Below are 15,107 nucleotides of genomic sequence, written 5' to 3'. Positions count from 1 at the left end.
GGCCATCCCCTTCAAGCCGGCTCGACGGCCTGGCCGCCCATGCGGGCGAGCAATTCCCCCGCGAGTTTCTGATAGGCCACGCTGCCCGAACTGGCGTGATCGTAGATCAGCGCCGGCATGGCATGCGACGGCGCTTCGCTGAGCCGGACGTTCCGCGGAATGATCGTGTCATAGACCAGCGTCCCAAGTGTCTCGCGCACGTCCGCCGCGACCTGTCCAGACAAGTTGTTGCGGCGATCGAACATTGTCAACACAATACCTTGTATGCGGAGCCGGTGATTGGAGGTGGCGCGCACGCTCTGGACGGTCCGCATGAGCTGGGAAAGGCCTTCCAGCGCGAAGAACTCACACTGCAACGGCACCAGGACGGAATCAGCGGCGACCAGCGCGTTGATGGTGAGGAGGTTCAGCGACGGCGGGCAATCGATCAGGATATAGTCCTGAAGCACGAGGTCGATGACATTCGCCCCCAACGCATCCTCCATCTTGTGGAGACGACGCGGGTCGGCGACCATGTCGACATCGGCCGAACTCAGATCCGACGTGGCGGGGATCAGCCGGAGATTGGGGACAAGCGTTTCCGTCGCCTGCACCGGTTCGTCCTTGTCGAACAGGAGGTCGTAGGAGGTGAAATCACGCTCCGCCGACGGGACCCCGAGGCCGGTGGAGGCGTTTCCCTGCGGATCGAGATCGATCAGGAGCACGCGGTGCCCGAGGGCCGCGAGGGCCGTTCCAAGATTGATCGCCGTCGTCGTCTTGCCGACTCCGCCCTTCTGATTGGCGATGGCGAGGATATGCGGCTTGGCTTGCGGGTCGCGCATAGGTTCAAGCACGGGCCAAGGCTCCAATTTCGACGATCGCCGCTTCGGGATCGGTGCGGCTGGGGTGAACGCGGTATTCGAAGCGCCATTGCCGTTCCGCGTCGGCGATCTCCTTATGCACCGTGCCGCCCTTGGGAAACAAGCAAATACCCGTTGGGGCACGGTGTTTTTCCGCATATGCGAGAAGCTTCGCAAGTGGGGCCAGCGCCCTGGCCGAAAGGATATCGGCATCAAGGCCCGGCAGTGCTTCGATGCGTGCTTCGTGGATGATCGGGCTCACGCCGGTCGCGGTCGCAACGGCTCGGAGGAAGGCGACCTTGCGCGCGTCGCTCTCGACAAGCAGGACGCGGACATCCGGCCGCGCGATCGCGACGACGAGCCCGGGAAATCCGGCGCCCGCTCCGAGATCAACCCAGCTTCGTCGATCGGCACGCGGGGGCGCGAGATCGAGAAGCTGCAGCGAATCCGCGAAATGGCGCGTCCAGGCTCCTTCGAGCGAGGCGCGGGACACGAGATTGATCTTCGCGTTCCATTTCCTGAGGAGGTCGTGATAGATGGTCAGCCGCTCCAATGTTTCACGTGAAACATCGAGCCCCGCCAGTGTCTCCGGCGCGCTCATGACGCCTTGCGCGCGGCCTCGGCCTGCCGCACCCGCACCAGCAGAAGCGCGAGTGTGGCGGCGTTCATACCCTCGATCCGGCCTGCCTGCCCAAGCGTGCCGGGGCGGATCAGTGCGAGCTTTGCACGAAGCTCGTTCGAGAGGCCCGGCATGACCGTGTAGTCAAACGTCTCCGGCAGCGGAACAGCTTCGTCCCGCTCCAATTGCGCGATTTGGGACCGTTGCTGTGCAAGATAGGGCTCATAAAGCGCTTGCTTGCGAAGCTGTTCGATCAAGGCAGGATCGTGATCCGCGAGAACTGGAAAGGCCGCCATGAGTCCCGCCGCCGTCCCGCCGGCAAAGCCAAACAGGTCGAGCGCCGAGCGCCGCACCCCGTCCGGGCTGACCTCTATTCCGATCGCGGATGCTTCCTCCGGTGATACCGAAATCGACCCCATGGCTCGCTCCGCCGCACCCAAATCCTTGACTTTATTGAGAAACATGGCCGTCCGCCTCTCGCCGACACAGCCAATGTCGATCCCGAGCGGGGTCAATCTCTGGTCAGCATTGTCGGCGCGCAGGTGCAATCGATACTCGGCCCGGGAGGTAAACATCCGATAGGGCTCCGTCACACCCTTGGTGACGAGATCGTCGATCATCACCCCGATGATCGAATTTGACCGCGGAAGGATGATCGGCGCCTCACCCCTCGCACGGCGCGTGGCGTTGATCCCGGCGACGAGACCCTGACCCGCGGCCTCCTCGTATCCCGTCGTACCGTTGATCTGGCCCGCGAGGTAGAGCCCGGGAAGCGCCTTGACCGCGAGGCTGGAATCGAGCGCCCGCGGATCGACGTAATCGTACTCGATCGCATAGCCTGGACGCGAAATTGCCGCGTTCTCAAGGCCTTGCATGGACCGAACCAGCGCCAGCTGGACCTCCGCCGGAAGCGACGTCGAAATTCCGTTCGGATAGACGGTGTCGGAATCCAGCCCCTCCGGTTCGAGAAAGATCTGGTGCGACGACTTCTCCGCGAACCGGACAATCTTGTCCTCGATCGAAGGGCAGTATCGGGGCCCACTGCCGGCGATCCGCCCGCCATAGACCGGCGAGCGGTGGAGATTCGCCCGAATGATCTCGTGCACACGCTCGTTGGTGTGGGTGATGCCGCAAGTCACCTGTCGAACCTCGGGCCCGACCGAGAGAAACGACAGCATGGTCGCATCCTCGTCCCCGTGTTGAGCCTCGAGAACCGACCAATCGATTGAATCCCGCGCGAGCCGCGGCGGGGTCCCCGTCTTGAGGCGCCCGAGCGGAAGACCGAAATCCGCGATGCGACGCGCAAGGCGCTCCGCCGCCGGATCGCCCGCCCGACCAGCCGACCAGGACTCCTCACCCAGATGGATCTGGCCGCGCAGGAATGTTCCGGTCGTGATCACCACCGTGCGTGATCGCACTTCCAGGTCGCCGGAAGCACGAACCCCGCGAACCTGTCCGCATTCTTCAATCAGGTCCGTGACTTCGCATTCCATCACCTCCAGATTGATCGTCGCCCGCACGTACTCCTGGACCGCCCGACGATACAGCGCCCGGTCGGCCTGCGTTCTTGGTCCCTGAGCGGCCGGGCCCTTCTTTCTGTTCAGAAGGCGGAACTGGATCCCGGCCGCGTCCGCTGATCGACCCATTACTCCGTCAAGCGCGTCAATTTCCCGAACGATATGACCCTTCCCCAGCCCGCCAATGGCCGGATTGCACGACATTTCCCCAATCCGATCAAACCGATGCGTGACGAGCAGCGCGCGCGCCCCCATCCGGGCCGCGACGAGCGCCGCTTCGGTACCGGCGTGGCCACCACCAACGACGATCACGTCATAGTCGCCATGTTTCACGTGAAACAGCCCCTCACTTGCCCAGGCAGAAGTCGCGGAAGATCACATCAAGAATCGCTTCTACATCCACGCGGCCGACAAGAAAATCAAGGCTGCGCAGCGCCGACCGCAAATCCTCGGCGAGGAAATCGACCTCCGATCCCGCGAGTCTCGCCATCGCCGCTTCGATCGCGGTGGCGGCGGCCCCGATCGCCCCTTCCTGTCGAATATGCGATGTGGAACTCGCTCCCTCCGCGCGACGCCCAAGCTCCTCCGCCACGCGATCCAACAGATCGCTCACACCGGCGCCGGTCAGACCCGACACACCGTCCCCGCGCACGTCATCGAGATCCGCCTTGGCGCGGAGGACGATGTCCCCCGGAAGCCTCTCCACGCCGGGTGGAATGCTTCCGCCCTTCTCGACCAGAAAGATCCGCATGTCCGCCATCGTGGCGCGCCCAACTGCCCGATCGACGCCGATGCGCTCGATCTCATCATCGGCGGCGCGCATCCCCGCCATGTCCAGCATCGTCACCGGAAGGCCGCCAAGATCGAGGCGAACCTCAAGCACATCCCGTGTCGTCCCCGCGCGTTCCGAGGTGATCGCCACGTCTCTTCCGGCAATGGCGTTCAGAAGCGTGGACTTTCCCACATTCGGCGCGCCGACCAACGCGACCTCGAACCCTTCGCGGAGCCGCTTCGCCGCGGCCGTACCATTCAGTTCCGCCCGCAGATCCCGAAGCACGTCGCGGAGCATCGCCTCGGCCGGCTCCAACAGATCATCCGGGAGGTCTTCATCGGAGAAGTCGATCGACGCCTCGACCAGTGCCATGGCGCCGACCAAGGCATCCCGCCATCCCCCGGCGCGTCTGGAAAAGACACCGCTCATCAGCGTCGTCGCCTGGCGCATCTGGGCGGCGGTCTCCGCCGCCAGCAAGTCGCCGAGTCCCTCGACCTGCGCGAGATCGAGACGCGCGTTCATCAGCGCCCGCCGCGTGAATTCCCCCGGCTCCGCCGCCCGCACGTTGGGCAATCGCGCGAGCGCCCCCAACAGCGCGCGAACCACCGCCGGACTACCGTGGGTCTGCAGTTCGACCACGTCCTCGCCGGTGAAACTGCCCGGGCCGGGAAAGCAGAGGATCAACGCTTGATCGATCCGCGATCCATCCCGCGGATCGCGGATCCACCGGACGCTTGCCAGCCGATCCGGCGGCCGCGCGCCGGCGAGCAGCTCCAGCGCCGCGAAGGCGGAAACCCCGGAAATCCGGATGATCGCAACGGCCGACCGACCCGGCGCGCTGGCCTGAGCAAAGATCGTGTCAAGCATTCCGACAGTAATTCGAAATCTGGATCAGCTAGCTATTCATCGAGTCGAAGAACTCGGAGTTTGACTTGGTCTGCTTCAGCTTTCCGATCAAGAATTCGATGGCATCCGTTGTGCCCATCGGGTTCAGGATACGCCGCAAGATGAACATCTTGGTAAGATCGTTCTTCTCAACCAGAAGCTCTTCTTTCCGGGTTCCGGATTTCAGGATATCGATCGCCGGGAATACACGCTTGTCCGCGATCTTGCGGTCGAGCACGATCTCCGAATTGCCGGTGCCCTTGAACTCCTCGAAGATCACCTCGTCCATCCGGCTGCCGGTATCGATCAGCGCGGTGGCGATGATGGTCAGCGACCCGCCCTCCTCGATGTTGCGCGCGGCGCCGAAGAACCTTTTCGGCCGCTGCAGCGCGTTGGCATCGACGCCACCGGTCAGCACCTTGCCGGAAGACGGCACCACCGTATTGTATGCCCGCCCCAGACGGGTGATGGAATCGAGCAGGATCACAACGTCCCGCTTGTGCTCGACCAGGCGCTTTGCCTTCTCGATGACCATCTCGGCCACCGCCACGTGACGCGTCGCCGGTTCGTCGAAGGTCGAGGCGATCACCTCACCCTTCACCGAGCGCTGCATGTCGGTGACTTCTTCCGGCCGCTCGTCGACGAGCAGCACGATCAGGAAGCATTCGGGATGGTTCTTCTCGATCGACGCCGCGATGTTCTGCAGGATGACCGTCTTGCCCGACCGCGGTGGCGCCACGATCAGGCCGCGCTGACCCTTGCCGATCGGGGCGACCAGATCGATGATCCGCGCCGTGCGGTCCTTGATCGTCGGATCCTCGATCTCGAGCTTCAGACGCTCATCCGGATAGAGCGGGGTCAGATTGTCGAAATGGACCTTGTGCCTGGCCTTTTCCGGATCCTCGAAATTGATGCGGGAGACCTTCACCAGCCCGAAATAGCGCTCACCTTCCTTGGGTGCGCGGATCACGCCTTCGACAGTGTCGCCGGTGCGCAGGCTGAAGCGCCGGATCTGGTTCGGACTGACATAGATGTCGTCCGGGCCGGCGAGATAGTTGGCTTCCGGCGAGCGCAGGAAGCCGAAGCCGTCCTGCAGCACCTCGAGCACGCCGTCGCCGGAAATCTCGACGCCTTCCTCGGCCATGTCCTTCAGGATGGCGAACATCATGTCGCCCTTGCGCATGTTCGACGCATTCTCGATCTCGAGCTCCTCGGCGAGGGTCAGGAGATCGGCGGGGCTCTTGGCTTTCAGGTCGGCGAGCGAAAGCTGTTGGAAATCAGAAGATAAATCCATCGGAGTAATCAGACATTCCTCGGGGATGGGAAAAGATGGGGGGAGGGCGAGCACGCGAAAACGCGTCGCTTTCGGAATCCCTTGTCACAAGATTCGGGGGGAGTCAAATCTTCTTTACCTCTCAGAACGGCCTGACCACGACCATGGTGACGATCAGCAGGAGCGACAGGGTCGGAATTTCGTTCATCATGCGATAGTGCCGTCCCGACACCAGATTGCGATCCGCCTTGAAGTCCTTGCGTCGTCGCCCCAGCCAATGGTGGAACCAGGTGAGCAGGCCAACCGCCGACAGCTTCGGGTAAATCCAGAAATCGTGCCGCCAGTCTATGATGCCCGGAGTCAGGAGCAGCATGCCGCCGAAGATCCAGGTCCCGAACATCGCCGGATTCATGATCGCCCGCAGCAACCTGCGTTCCATGACCTTGAACAGCTCCGAAGTCTCGGTTCCCGGTGGCGCCTTCTCCGCGTGATAGACGAAGAGCCGCGGCAGATAGAAGAGCCCGGCCATCCAGGCGACCATCGAGACGATATGCAAGACCTTGGTCCAGGGATAAACGGCCGACAGAATCTCGCGCACCAGCCATCTCCATCAACTCGGGCTTGGAAGTTCGTAGCACGCGGGTCCTGTCGCGCAACCCCGGGCCCGGACCACTCTCAGACGGATCTGAATCTTTATAATTGGTGAAGAAGGATGGCCGGGGAATTACGGGGATTAACGAATGGAAGAATCTTCCCACATAGTTTTCCACAGGTTTTGAAAAATTCTACCCGCGCCCGCAACACAACCATTGGTTGAGAACATGAGAAATTTATATAGCAAAAACAATTGGCTATCTTGCGACTCGACGATGATTCACATGCGCGTCCTGCGCAGCGGCAAGCCTGAATCGGGGGTCTGTTTCGAGTTATCCCAAGCATCCGAATTCCTAACAACGCGGAGGCCCGGCCTGTGGATTGAAGAAGGGTAAAGGTCGCGGTTCAGGCGACGTTCCCGGTTCACGAAAGTCTCAAGCGTGATTTACCCGACTTATCCACCGATCCGTCCCGAGAAATCTGGCACGAACGCAGCGTCCGGAACCCTTGCGCCGCGGGTGAATGCGCGCGAAAACGGCGGCCCGTCTGGTTCGCGAGGCTTCTGGGTCTGAAATGACATCGCCGCTGATTCTCGCGTCGCGCTCCAGAAGCCGGGCGGACCTGTTGCGCCAGGCCGGTGTCGAGATCGAAATCGCGCCGGCCCTTGTCGACGAGACGGCGGTCAAGGCAGGGATGGCGGCGGAAGGCGCCGCGGCGCGCGACGTCGCCGACACATTGGCCGAATTCAAGGCGCGGCGCGTCTCGGCGCGGGAACCCGGTCGTGTCGTTCTGGGCGCGGATCAGGTGCTGGTCTGCGAAGGACGCATGCTCGACAAGCCGCAGGATCTCGCCGAGGCGCGTGAGCATCTGGCGTTTCTGCGGGGAAAGACCCACGAGCTCCTGTCGGCCGCCGTGATCTACGAACTGGGGGCACCGGTCTGGCGGCATGTCGGCAGGGCCCAGATGATGGCGCGACCGTTCAGCGACGGATTTCTCGACGACTATATCGCCGGGCAGGGCGACGCGCTGCTCGACACCGTCGGCGCCTATCGGCTCGAAGCGGGCGGCGCGCAGCTCTTCACGCGGGTTCAGGGGGATTATTTCTCGGTCCTCGGCCTGCCGCTGCTCGAGGTGCTTGGCTTCCTGCGCACCCGGGGCCTGTGCCGGGAATGAGCGTGGAGGGGAAACACGCGGGGCCGCCCCTGGCCGGGGTCATCGGCTGGCCGATCAGCCATTCGCGCTCGCCGATCCTGCATGGTCATTGGCTGCGGCGCTACGGGATCGGCGGGTTCTATGTCCCCGTCGCGTTGGCGCCGGAGACTTTCGCCGAAGGGCTGCGGGCGCTGCGCACGGTCGGTTTCGTCGGCGCGAACGTGACGGTCCCGCACAAGGAGGCGGCGCTGGCGCTGGCGAGCGAGATCACGCCGCGCGCCGCGCGGGTGGGGGCGGCGAATACGCTGACATTCCTGCCCGACGGGGGACTCCACGCCGACAATACCGACGTTCACGGGTTTCTGGCGAACCTGCGTCAGGGCGCCCCGGGCTGGTCCGCGACCGCGGGGCCGGCTCTGGTGCTTGGCGCCGGTGGCGCCGCGCGGGCGATCGTCGCCGGATTGATCGAGGAAGGCTGTCCCGAGGTCAGGATTGCCAACCGAACACGCGACCGCGCGGACCGGCTGGCCGATCATTTCGCCGGGCGGCTGACGGTGGTTGACTGGGGCTTCGCGAGCGCGGCGATGGATGGGGCGCGAACCATCGTGAACACGACGGTTCTCGGCATGGCGGGACAGGCGGATCTCGATGTCCAGCTCGACGCCGCGCCGGCCGACGCCGTGGTCAACGATATCGTCTATGTTCCGCTGGAAACGCCGCTGCTGCGCGCCGCCCGGCGGCGCGGGCTGACGGCGGTCGATGGGCTCGGGATGCTGCTGCATCAGGCGGCACCGGGCTTCGAGCGCTGGTTCGGGACGAAGCCGGCGGTGGACGAGGATCTGCGCCGCGCGGTGCTCGGCGCATGAGCGAACGGCCGTTCATTCTTGGCCTGACCGGTTCGATTGGCATGGGGAAATCGACCACGGCGAACCTGTTTCGCGAGGCCGGAATTCCTGTGTGGGACGCGGACCGGGCGGTTCACCAACTCTATGCCGAGGGCGGCGGCGCCGCCGACGCCCTGCGGGAGCTGGCACCCGGCGCCGTGATCGGCGGCCGCGTCGATCGCGATCGCCTGCGCGCGGCGATCCTGCGCGACGAGACCCTGCTGCCCCGGATCGAGGCGCGGGTCCATCCGCTGGTCACCGAGGACCGGGCGGCGTTTCTGGCCGAGCATGCCGGCGCGGCGCTGGTTCTCTGCGATATTCCCCTGCTGTATGAAACCGGGGCAGAAATCGGCGTCGACGCGGTTCTCGTGGTGACCGCCTCACCCGAGGTTCAGCGCGCCCGCGTCCTCGCCCGGCCGGGAATGACGACGGAAGCCTTCGAGCATATCCTTGCCCGGCAGGTACCGGACGCCGAGAAGCGGCGCCGTGCCGACCATATCCTCGACACCGGCGCCGGTATCGAGGCGGCGCGGACCAGGGTGACGGCCCTGATCGCGGAGCTGACGGAGATGCGCCATGCGTGAGATCGTGCTCGATACCGAGACGACGGGGTTCGATCCGCTGACCGGCGATCGCGTCGTCGAGATCGGCGCGGTCGAGCTTCTGAACCACCTGCCCACGGGGCGGGTGTTCCATGCCTATGTCAACCCGGAGCGGGCCATGCCGGCCGAAGCTTTCGCCATCCACGGCCTCGGCACGGAATTCCTTGCCGACAAGCCGGTGTTCGCGGCAATCGTCGATGAGTTCCTGGCGTTCGTCGGCGATGCGAAGCTCGTCATCCACAATGCCAGGTTCGACATGAAGTTCCTGAACGCCGAACTTGGCTGGGTCGGGCGAACACGGCTGGCGGAAACCCGGGCGGTCGATACGCTCGATCTGGCGAAACGGCGCTTCCCCGGAGCGCCGAGCACGCTCGACGCACTCTGCCGGCGGTTTGGCATCGACAATTCGTCGCGCGAGAAACACGGCGCGCTGCTCGATTCCGAGTTGCTGGCGGAAGTCTATCTGGAGCTGATCGGCGGGCGCCAGCCCGACCTGTCGCTCACCATGACGGCGACCGCGGACGCCGCGATCAGCCTCGATTGGGTGGCGCCGGCGCGCCCGCGCCCACTGCCGCCGCGGCTGACCGAAGCGGAGGCCGCGGCACACGCCGATCTCGTCGCCGACCTCGGCCCCGCGGCCCTGTGGGCGCGCGACTGACGCGCTCAGGCCTGCAGCGGGGGGCTCGCCGTTTCGGCCTGACGGCGGGCGATTTCGCTGCGATAGAGCCCGAGAAAGTCGATCACTTCGAGATTGATCGGCGGATAGCCACCATCTCGGGTCACGTCGCTGACGACGCGCCGCAGGAACGGGAAGATGAGCCGCGGGCATTCGATCATCAGCAGCGGATGGATCTGGTCCTGCGGCACGTTCTGGATCAGAAACAGGCCAGCGTAGTCGATCTCGAGAATGAAGACCGGCGCCACATCGATCTTGTTGTCGACCTTCAGCTTCAGGATGACCTCGTAGCGGTCCTCGCCGCGCAGCTGCGCGTCGATATTGACCTGGATGGTCAGCTCGGGCTTGCCCTCGGCGGCGACGCCCTTCTGGGCGGCGATGTTCTCGAACGACAGGTCGCGGATATATTGCGTCAGAATCTGCAACTTGGGCGCGGGAGCCGCGCCGTTCGCTTCGTCAACCATGGTTCGGCTCCTCGTCAGCGCCCCGGATGGATCGGGTCGCCGTCTAGCATGGCCGGCCGCGGGCCACAACGCGGCCGCGCGCTGCGGGATCGGCTCAGCCGTCCGGCCGGGTCCAGCCCGAGTTGCCGGGGCGGCGGGGCGCCGTGTCCTCGATCACCTCATACTCGGCGTCGATGGTTCCCGGCGGCTGGCGCGGTGGCGCCGTGCGTCCGAAGCGGGTGGCCTTGACCGTCATTCGCGCCGCGCCGCGGCCGATGACCCAGGCCCGTATCGGCGGGATCAGGAGCAGGATCGCGATCGCGTCGGTCAGAAAGCCGGGGATGAGCAGCAGGATCCCGGCGACCAGGATCAAGGCGCCATGCGCGAGCTGATCGCGCGGATCGCCGCCGGCTTCCATGTTCCGCCGCAGGCCCATCAGGGCCTGTGTGCCCTGGACGCGGATCACGCTCATCCCGCCGACGGCGGAGGCGATGACGAGGGCGAGCGTCGGCCACAATCCGATCCAGCCGCCAACGACGATGAAAAGCGCGATCTCGATCATCGGCAGAAGGATCAGTGTCGGAAGAATCCACATTTGTCGGGCCCCACGCAGCAGCGCGCCGCGCCTCCTTGCATGGACTTGGCGCGTCGCAGTCCTTACATAAGTGCATCACCCCCGCCGCGCCATCGCTCCGGGGCGCGAAAGTGAAAGGTTGGCCGATGGGCTCGCAGATGATCCAGATCATTGTCTTGGCGGGCATCGCGCTGTTCCTGATCCTGCGCCTGCGGAATGTGCTCGGGACCCGCGAAGGCTATGAGAAACCGACGGAAGTTCCCGGCACAGTCGCGCCGCGCCGCGGCGACCGGTCCTTCGAGGTGATCGACGGCGGCGGTCCCGATCTCGACATCGCCGATTTCGCCGATCCCGAGAGCGAAACGGGCAAGGCGCTGTCGGCGATGAAGCGGGCGGACCGGCGGTTCGGCGTCGCGGAATTCAGCCATGGCGCGCGGCAGGCCTATGAAATGATCGTGATGGCCTACGAGACCGGCGATCTCGATACCCTGCGCCAGTTCCTGTCGCCGGACGTTTTCGAGTCCTTCGCCGCCGCGATCACCGCGCGCGACCAGAAGGGCTACAAGGTCGAGGCGAGCTTCGCCGGCGTCCGCGAGGTGAAGCTGATCGAGGCGCGGTTCGATCCGGCGACGAGCGAGGCCGATGTCACCATGCGCTTCCTCGGCGAGCTTACTTCGGTGGTGCGCGACGCCGAGGGCCGGATCGTCGAAGGCTCACCGACCGAGCTGAAGCAGCAACGTGATGTCTGGACCTTTACCCGGACGATGACCTCGGACAATCCGAACTGGCAACTGACCGGGACCGGCGGCTGATCCGGCCGGTTCCGGCCCATGGCCGGACGAAGGCGGCGCGGTCTCTCCCCCGAGGAACGCGCGCTCTGGAATCAGGTCGCAGCCCGTACAACGCCGCTTCGTCCCCCCGACGCGCCGGTGGCGGCCGAGCTGGACGAAGTGCCCGCGGCGGGTCCGCCGGTGCCGGCGATCGCCAGACCCACCGCCGCGAACCGTCCCGTCGCCCCCCGGCTCCCCGAGCCGCCGCGCGTCACCTGTGATCTCGTTCCGGACCCGCGGGTTCTGCTCGAAAGGGCGCATCCGCATATGGACCGGCGGCGGTTCGACAGCCTGCGCCGCGGGCGCATGGAGCCGGAGGCGAGGCTCGATCTGCACGGCATGACCTCGGAACACGCACATGCGCGGCTGATCGGCTTCATCCAGTCGGCGCATGCCAGCGGGCTGCGGCTGGTGCTGGTCATTACCGGCAAGGGCCGCGCGGACGAAGACGCGATCCAGCCGCGCCGCCACGGCATCCTCCGCCACAGCCTGCCGCACTGGCTGGCGGCGCCGCCGCTGGCCGGTGCCGTGCTGCAGGTCGCGAGCGCGCATCAGAAGCATGGCGGCGGCGGCGCTTACTATGTCTATCTGCGGCGCCGGCGCGGGGGTTGACGTCGCGAGCGTGATGGCGAAGCTGCGGCGGAACCCCGAGGAGGCGCCATGCTCGATCCCGAAATCCTGGAGCGCTACGCTCAGGCGCAGGACATCGCCGGACGCGCGGGCGCGCTGGCTCTGGTCTATTGGCGCAGCCGCGAGACCCTGGCGATCGAATCGAAGGTCAGCGCCCAGGACATCGTCTCGGAAGCCGATCGCGCGGTGGAGCGCCAGATCCGGGCCGAGATCGCGGCGAACTTTCCCGGCGACGGTTTCATCGGCGAGGAATACGGCCGGACCGAGGGCACGACCGGCTTTACCTGGGTGATCGATCCGATCGACGGCACCTCGCCCTATCTGCACGGCATGCCGAACTGGTGCGTGGCGATCGCCGTGCTGCGCCGGTCCGAGACGGTGGCCGGCGTGATCTCGGTGCCAACCCATGGCGAGGAATTCGCCGCGATGCGCGGCGACGGCGCGATGCTGAACCGCGCGCCGCTGAGCCTTCCGCCCGGTGTCGGTGTCCGGAACGCGGTGACGGCGCTCGGCTGCAGCCAGCACACCAATCCGGTCCGCGCGGCGCGCATGGCCCGCGAGATCGTGGCCGGAGGCGGCGTGTTCTTCAACAACGGCTCGGGCGCGCTGATGCTCGCCTATGTCGCGGCGGGTCGGATGGCGGGCTGCCTGTCGGACCACATGATGGCCTGGGACTGCCTCGCCGGGCTGCTCATCGTGCGCGAGGCGGGCGGACGAACCGCGCCCTTCCGCCCCGATGGGGACTTCCGCCAGCCCGACAAGGTCCTCGCCACCGCGCCCGACGCCTGGCTGGACCTGCTGCGCATCATGCGGGACGACGAGGGCTAGAGCAATCTCCAACCAGACGGACTCGTCTGGTGGCCAAGATATTGCGTTAAATCAAGACTCTGGAACGAACGAGCCGGCTCTGCCGGGTCGGACTCCGCTCTGGATCGCGACCCGCGCCTCGGCGGCGGCGAAGCGGGTGGCAATCATCGCGTAGTCGCTCCGGGTCAGCGGCGCGAAGCCCCGAAGGCCCGCGGTTCCGTGGGCGAGTGTCGGAAGCACGGCGGCGGCCACCGCGCGATGCCGCGCGACGTCGGTCCCGGCGGCGGCGATCAGTGGCAAGCCGGGTGTCGGCTCGGTCAGCCCCGACACGCGCAGCGCGCCGGCCGTTGGTTCGAACCGCTCGGCGAGGCGCCAGGAGACGCAGTCGATCGCGGCGATATCGGCCTCGCCGGCCGCGACCGCGATCACCGAGGCGCGGTGCGATCCAGTCACCCGCGCCGCGCCGAAAAAGCCGGCCGCTTCGGCGTAGGGCGCGACCGCTGCCAGCAGCGCGCCATAGCCCGACTGGGAGTCCCGGCCGTTCACCGCCGCGCGGGCACCGCGAAACGCGGACAAGGTCTCGCGCGGATCATCGGCGCGAGTGACCAGGGCGCTGCGATAGAAGCCGGGCGGGCAGCCGGGAAGACCATAGTCGATCGCGCCGATCACCTCGACCTCGGTCAAGCCGCGCACCAGGGGCAACCCGCAGGTCTGGCCGAAGACCAGCGCCGGATCCCGCCACGCCGCCCAGAGATCGGCGTCGCGGGTCAGCGTCTCCGGCGCGGCGACGCCCTCGGCCCGCAATCCGTCGCGGATCGCCACCCATGCCGCGTCGGTCTCCGCGGCGACCTCGGGCCAGTCGTACATCGAAAGAAGGGCGATCATCACCGCCCCGCCGGCCCATGCCCCTCCGACTTGTGCCCCTCCGGCGGGGTCCAGATCGGATGCGCCACCGGGTCCTTGCGATGGAAGAGATAGCGCCCCAGCACCTCGATGTAGGAGCGATAGACATAGTGATCGTTGCGCCGCAGGAATTCCTCCCGCCGCCGGGCATATTCCGCTGGCAGCTGATACCAGGCGAGCCTTGGATGCGCGTGGTGCACGGCGTGGAAATTGTTGTTGAGAAACAGGAGGGCGAGCGGCCCCCGATCCTCGATGATGACGCTCCGCGCCCCGTGCCGCTCATGCGCGCGATGCTCGAGGAAGGTGCGGATCCTGAGCAGCGACAATGCGAGCCAGCAGCAGATGAGATAGGCCCAGAACGGGATCGTCCCGAGGAGCGCCAGCCAGGCCAGCACCGGAACCGCGCCGAGTGCGTGCAGCAGATAGGCCCGCGCCACTTCGCGGTCGCCCTTGCGCATCGCGACGATGTCCTTGCCCCAGAACCAGACGGTGCCGAGCACGGCGCCGATGGTGACGCGGCCGATCAGCGTGTTGTTCAGCGCGAGAATCGCCCGCGTCGGCCGTCGCAGCCGGTTCCAGACCGCCGGATCGAGATAGTTCGATTCCGGATCGTCATAGGGATCGGTCAGCAGCGGATCGAAATGATGCGCGAGATGGGTCGTCCGGAAGCGTTCGTAGGGGATGAGCAGCCCGATCGCCGGAAACACCAGCGCGTCGTTCAGGCGCTGGTCCCGGAATGGATGCCCGTGAATGATCTCATGCTGGAGCGAAGAATGGAATGCCAGGACCACGGCGAGGATTGGCAGCGCCAGCCAGGGATCGATCGCCGCGTAGAAGATTGTTACCGTCGCCCAGACACTATAGGTGAAAAACAGCAAGAGAAACGTGGGCCATTCGAAGCGGGTGCGTTCGCGGCGGCGGGGCGGGTTACCCGAACTCATTTCCACTGTTCCAATACGAGACTGTCACAACAGTATCGCGTCATTCGTCGCGCCGCAATCGGGCGTTCGCGCCGGCCGGGGCCATCGCACGTATTGTGATGGCGCGGCGCTTGCGGCGGTCGCGTGGCCCGGCTACGGCCGGGGGGCCCAACCTACGGTACTCATT

The 15,107-nt window shown here is 65.8% G+C and carries 17 protein-coding genes; 7 read left to right on the top strand and 10 right to left on the bottom strand.

Features of this window, described 5'->3' with window-relative positions; all coding sequences use genetic code 11:
• Positions 1–11: 11 nt before the first annotated feature.
• The 6 genes from Q0480_RS06075 to hemJ form a co-directional block, all read right to left on the bottom strand.
• Positions 12–821, bottom strand: a complete 810-nt coding sequence (locus Q0480_RS06075; protein WP_299131506.1) for a ParA family protein — start codon at positions 819–821, stop codon at positions 12–14.
• Between the two features lie 4 nt (positions 822–825).
• Positions 826–1,440: a 16S rRNA (guanine(527)-N(7))-methyltransferase RsmG gene (rsmG, locus tag Q0480_RS06070; RefSeq protein ID WP_299131490.1), complete on the bottom strand. Its 615-nt coding sequence runs from the start codon at positions 1,438–1,440 to the stop codon at positions 826–828.
• Entirely contained in the window at positions 1,437–3,317 is a 1,881-nt protein-coding gene (gene mnmG, locus Q0480_RS06065) for a tRNA uridine-5-carboxymethylaminomethyl(34) synthesis enzyme MnmG (RefSeq protein ID WP_299131505.1), read from the bottom strand. Before mnmG ends, rsmG begins: the two co-directional genes overlap by 4 nt.
• A gap of 4 nt (positions 3,318–3,321) precedes the next feature.
• Positions 3,322–4,614 carry a tRNA uridine-5-carboxymethylaminomethyl(34) synthesis GTPase MnmE gene (mnmE, locus tag Q0480_RS06060; protein ID WP_299131489.1) on the bottom strand — a complete coding sequence of 431 codons (1,293 nt, stop codon included), beginning with the start codon at positions 4,612–4,614 and terminating at the stop codon, positions 3,322–3,324.
• Between the two features lie 28 nt (positions 4,615–4,642).
• Positions 4,643–5,926, bottom strand: a complete 1,284-nt coding sequence (gene rho / locus Q0480_RS06055; RefSeq protein WP_299131487.1) for a transcription termination factor Rho — start codon at positions 5,924–5,926, stop codon at positions 4,643–4,645.
• 121 nt (positions 5,927–6,047) lie between these two features.
• A complete protein-coding gene (gene hemJ, locus Q0480_RS06050; protein ID WP_299131486.1) occupies positions 6,048–6,503 on the bottom strand; it encodes a protoporphyrinogen oxidase HemJ in 456 nt (151 codons plus the stop codon).
• Between the two features lie 518 nt (positions 6,504–7,021).
• Between hemJ and Q0480_RS06045 the strand changes: the two genes are divergently transcribed.
• From Q0480_RS06045 to dnaQ, 4 genes are read left to right on the top strand one after another with little or no spacing between them, the layout of a single operon-like run.
• A complete protein-coding gene (locus Q0480_RS06045; RefSeq protein WP_366940825.1) occupies positions 7,022–7,672 on the top strand; it encodes a Maf family protein in 651 nt (216 codons plus the stop codon).
• Between the two features lie 2 nt (positions 7,673–7,674).
• Positions 7,675–8,517, top strand: a complete 843-nt coding sequence (locus Q0480_RS06040) for a shikimate dehydrogenase (RefSeq protein ID WP_299131484.1) — start codon at positions 7,675–7,677, stop codon at positions 8,515–8,517.
• Positions 8,514–9,119: a dephospho-CoA kinase gene (gene coaE, locus Q0480_RS06035; protein WP_299131483.1), complete on the top strand. Its 606-nt coding sequence runs from the start codon at positions 8,514–8,516 to the stop codon at positions 9,117–9,119. The genes Q0480_RS06040 and coaE overlap by 4 nt, the downstream gene beginning before the upstream one ends.
• A complete protein-coding gene (gene dnaQ / locus Q0480_RS06030) occupies positions 9,112–9,795 on the top strand; it encodes a DNA polymerase III subunit epsilon (protein WP_299131482.1) in 684 nt (227 codons plus the stop codon). The genes coaE and dnaQ overlap by 8 nt, the downstream gene beginning before the upstream one ends.
• Positions 9,796–9,800: 5 nt before the next feature.
• On the opposite strand, the gene secB is transcribed toward dnaQ, so the two are convergent.
• Together secB and Q0480_RS06020 are read right to left on the bottom strand one after the other, a co-directional pair.
• The gene (secB, locus tag Q0480_RS06025; RefSeq protein WP_299131481.1) at positions 9,801–10,277 is read right to left on the bottom strand and encodes a protein-export chaperone SecB; all 477 of its coding nucleotides are present in this window, start codon (positions 10,275–10,277) and stop codon (positions 9,801–9,803) included.
• Between the two features lie 94 nt (positions 10,278–10,371).
• Entirely contained in the window at positions 10,372–10,851 is a 480-nt protein-coding gene (locus tag Q0480_RS06020) for an FxsA family protein (RefSeq protein ID WP_299131480.1), read from the bottom strand.
• 125 nt (positions 10,852–10,976) lie between these two features.
• Here Q0480_RS06020 and Q0480_RS06015 point away from each other — a divergent pair, with 125 nt between their 5' ends.
• From Q0480_RS06015 to Q0480_RS06005, 3 genes are all read left to right on the top strand, one after another.
• A complete protein-coding gene (locus Q0480_RS06015) occupies positions 10,977–11,642 on the top strand; it encodes a Tim44/TimA family putative adaptor protein (protein WP_299131479.1) in 666 nt (221 codons plus the stop codon).
• A 117-nt stretch (positions 11,643–11,759) separates the two neighbouring features.
• Positions 11,760–12,272: a Smr/MutS family protein gene (locus Q0480_RS06010; protein ID WP_366940824.1), complete on the top strand. Its 513-nt coding sequence runs from the start codon at positions 11,760–11,762 to the stop codon at positions 12,270–12,272.
• A gap of 48 nt (positions 12,273–12,320) precedes the next feature.
• Positions 12,321–13,118, top strand: a complete 798-nt coding sequence (locus Q0480_RS06005; RefSeq protein WP_299131477.1) for an inositol monophosphatase family protein — start codon at positions 12,321–12,323, stop codon at positions 13,116–13,118.
• A gap of 51 nt (positions 13,119–13,169) precedes the next feature.
• Here the strand turns inward: Q0480_RS06005 and Q0480_RS06000 are convergent, their stop codons facing one another.
• Both Q0480_RS06000 and Q0480_RS05995 read right to left on the bottom strand, forming a co-directional pair.
• Positions 13,170–13,982, bottom strand: a complete 813-nt coding sequence (locus tag Q0480_RS06000) for a PhnD/SsuA/transferrin family substrate-binding protein (RefSeq protein ID WP_299131476.1) — start codon at positions 13,980–13,982, stop codon at positions 13,170–13,172.
• Complete coding sequence (locus Q0480_RS05995; protein WP_299131475.1) at positions 13,982–14,941, bottom strand: fatty acid desaturase; 960 nt, start codon at positions 14,939–14,941, stop codon at positions 13,982–13,984. Before Q0480_RS05995 ends, Q0480_RS06000 begins: the two co-directional genes overlap by 1 nt.
• Positions 14,942–15,107: the final 166 nt, after the last annotated feature.

Origin of the sequence: uncultured Amaricoccus sp., from assembly GCF_937891315.1 — a bacterium.
Taxonomy (GTDB): domain Bacteria; phylum Pseudomonadota; class Alphaproteobacteria; order Rhodobacterales; family Rhodobacteraceae; genus Amaricoccus.
Note: the sequence above shows the minus strand (reverse complement) of the source record. Positions and strands in the feature narration are given on the sequence as shown.

Excerpts from the sequence above, each read along its gene's own strand:
- Q0480_RS06075 (WP_299131506.1), bottom strand. The coding sequence starts at position 821 with ATGCGCGACCCGCAAGCCAAGCCGCATATCCTCGCCATCGCCAATCAG.
- rsmG (WP_299131490.1), bottom strand. The coding sequence starts at position 1,440 with ATGAGCGCGCCGGAGACACTGGCGGGGCTCGATGTTTCACGTGAAACA.
- mnmE (WP_299131489.1), bottom strand. The coding sequence starts at position 4,614 with ATGCTTGACACGATCTTTGCTCAGGCCAGCGCGCCGGGTCGGTCGGCC.
- rho (WP_299131487.1), bottom strand. The coding sequence starts at position 5,926 with ATGGATTTATCTTCTGATTTCCAACAGCTTTCGCTCGCCGACCTGAAA.
- Q0480_RS06045 (WP_366940825.1), top strand. The coding sequence starts at position 7,022 with ATGCGCGCGAAAACGGCGGCCCGTCTGGTTCGCGAGGCTTCTGGGTCT.
- coaE (WP_299131483.1), top strand. The coding sequence starts at position 8,514 with ATGAGCGAACGGCCGTTCATTCTTGGCCTGACCGGTTCGATTGGCATG.
- dnaQ (WP_299131482.1), top strand. The coding sequence starts at position 9,112 with ATGCGTGAGATCGTGCTCGATACCGAGACGACGGGGTTCGATCCGCTG.
- secB (WP_299131481.1), bottom strand. The coding sequence starts at position 10,277 with ATGGTTGACGAAGCGAACGGCGCGGCTCCCGCGCCCAAGTTGCAGATT.
- Q0480_RS06020 (WP_299131480.1), bottom strand. The coding sequence starts at position 10,851 with ATGTGGATTCTTCCGACACTGATCCTTCTGCCGATGATCGAGATCGCG.
- Q0480_RS06015 (WP_299131479.1), top strand. The coding sequence starts at position 10,977 with ATGGGCTCGCAGATGATCCAGATCATTGTCTTGGCGGGCATCGCGCTG.
- Q0480_RS06005 (WP_299131477.1), top strand. The coding sequence starts at position 12,321 with ATGCTCGATCCCGAAATCCTGGAGCGCTACGCTCAGGCGCAGGACATC.
- Q0480_RS06000 (WP_299131476.1), bottom strand. The coding sequence starts at position 13,982 with ATGATCGCCCTTCTTTCGATGTACGACTGGCCCGAGGTCGCCGCGGAG.
- Q0480_RS05995 (WP_299131475.1), bottom strand. The coding sequence starts at position 14,941 with ATGAGTTCGGGTAACCCGCCCCGCCGCCGCGAACGCACCCGCTTCGAA.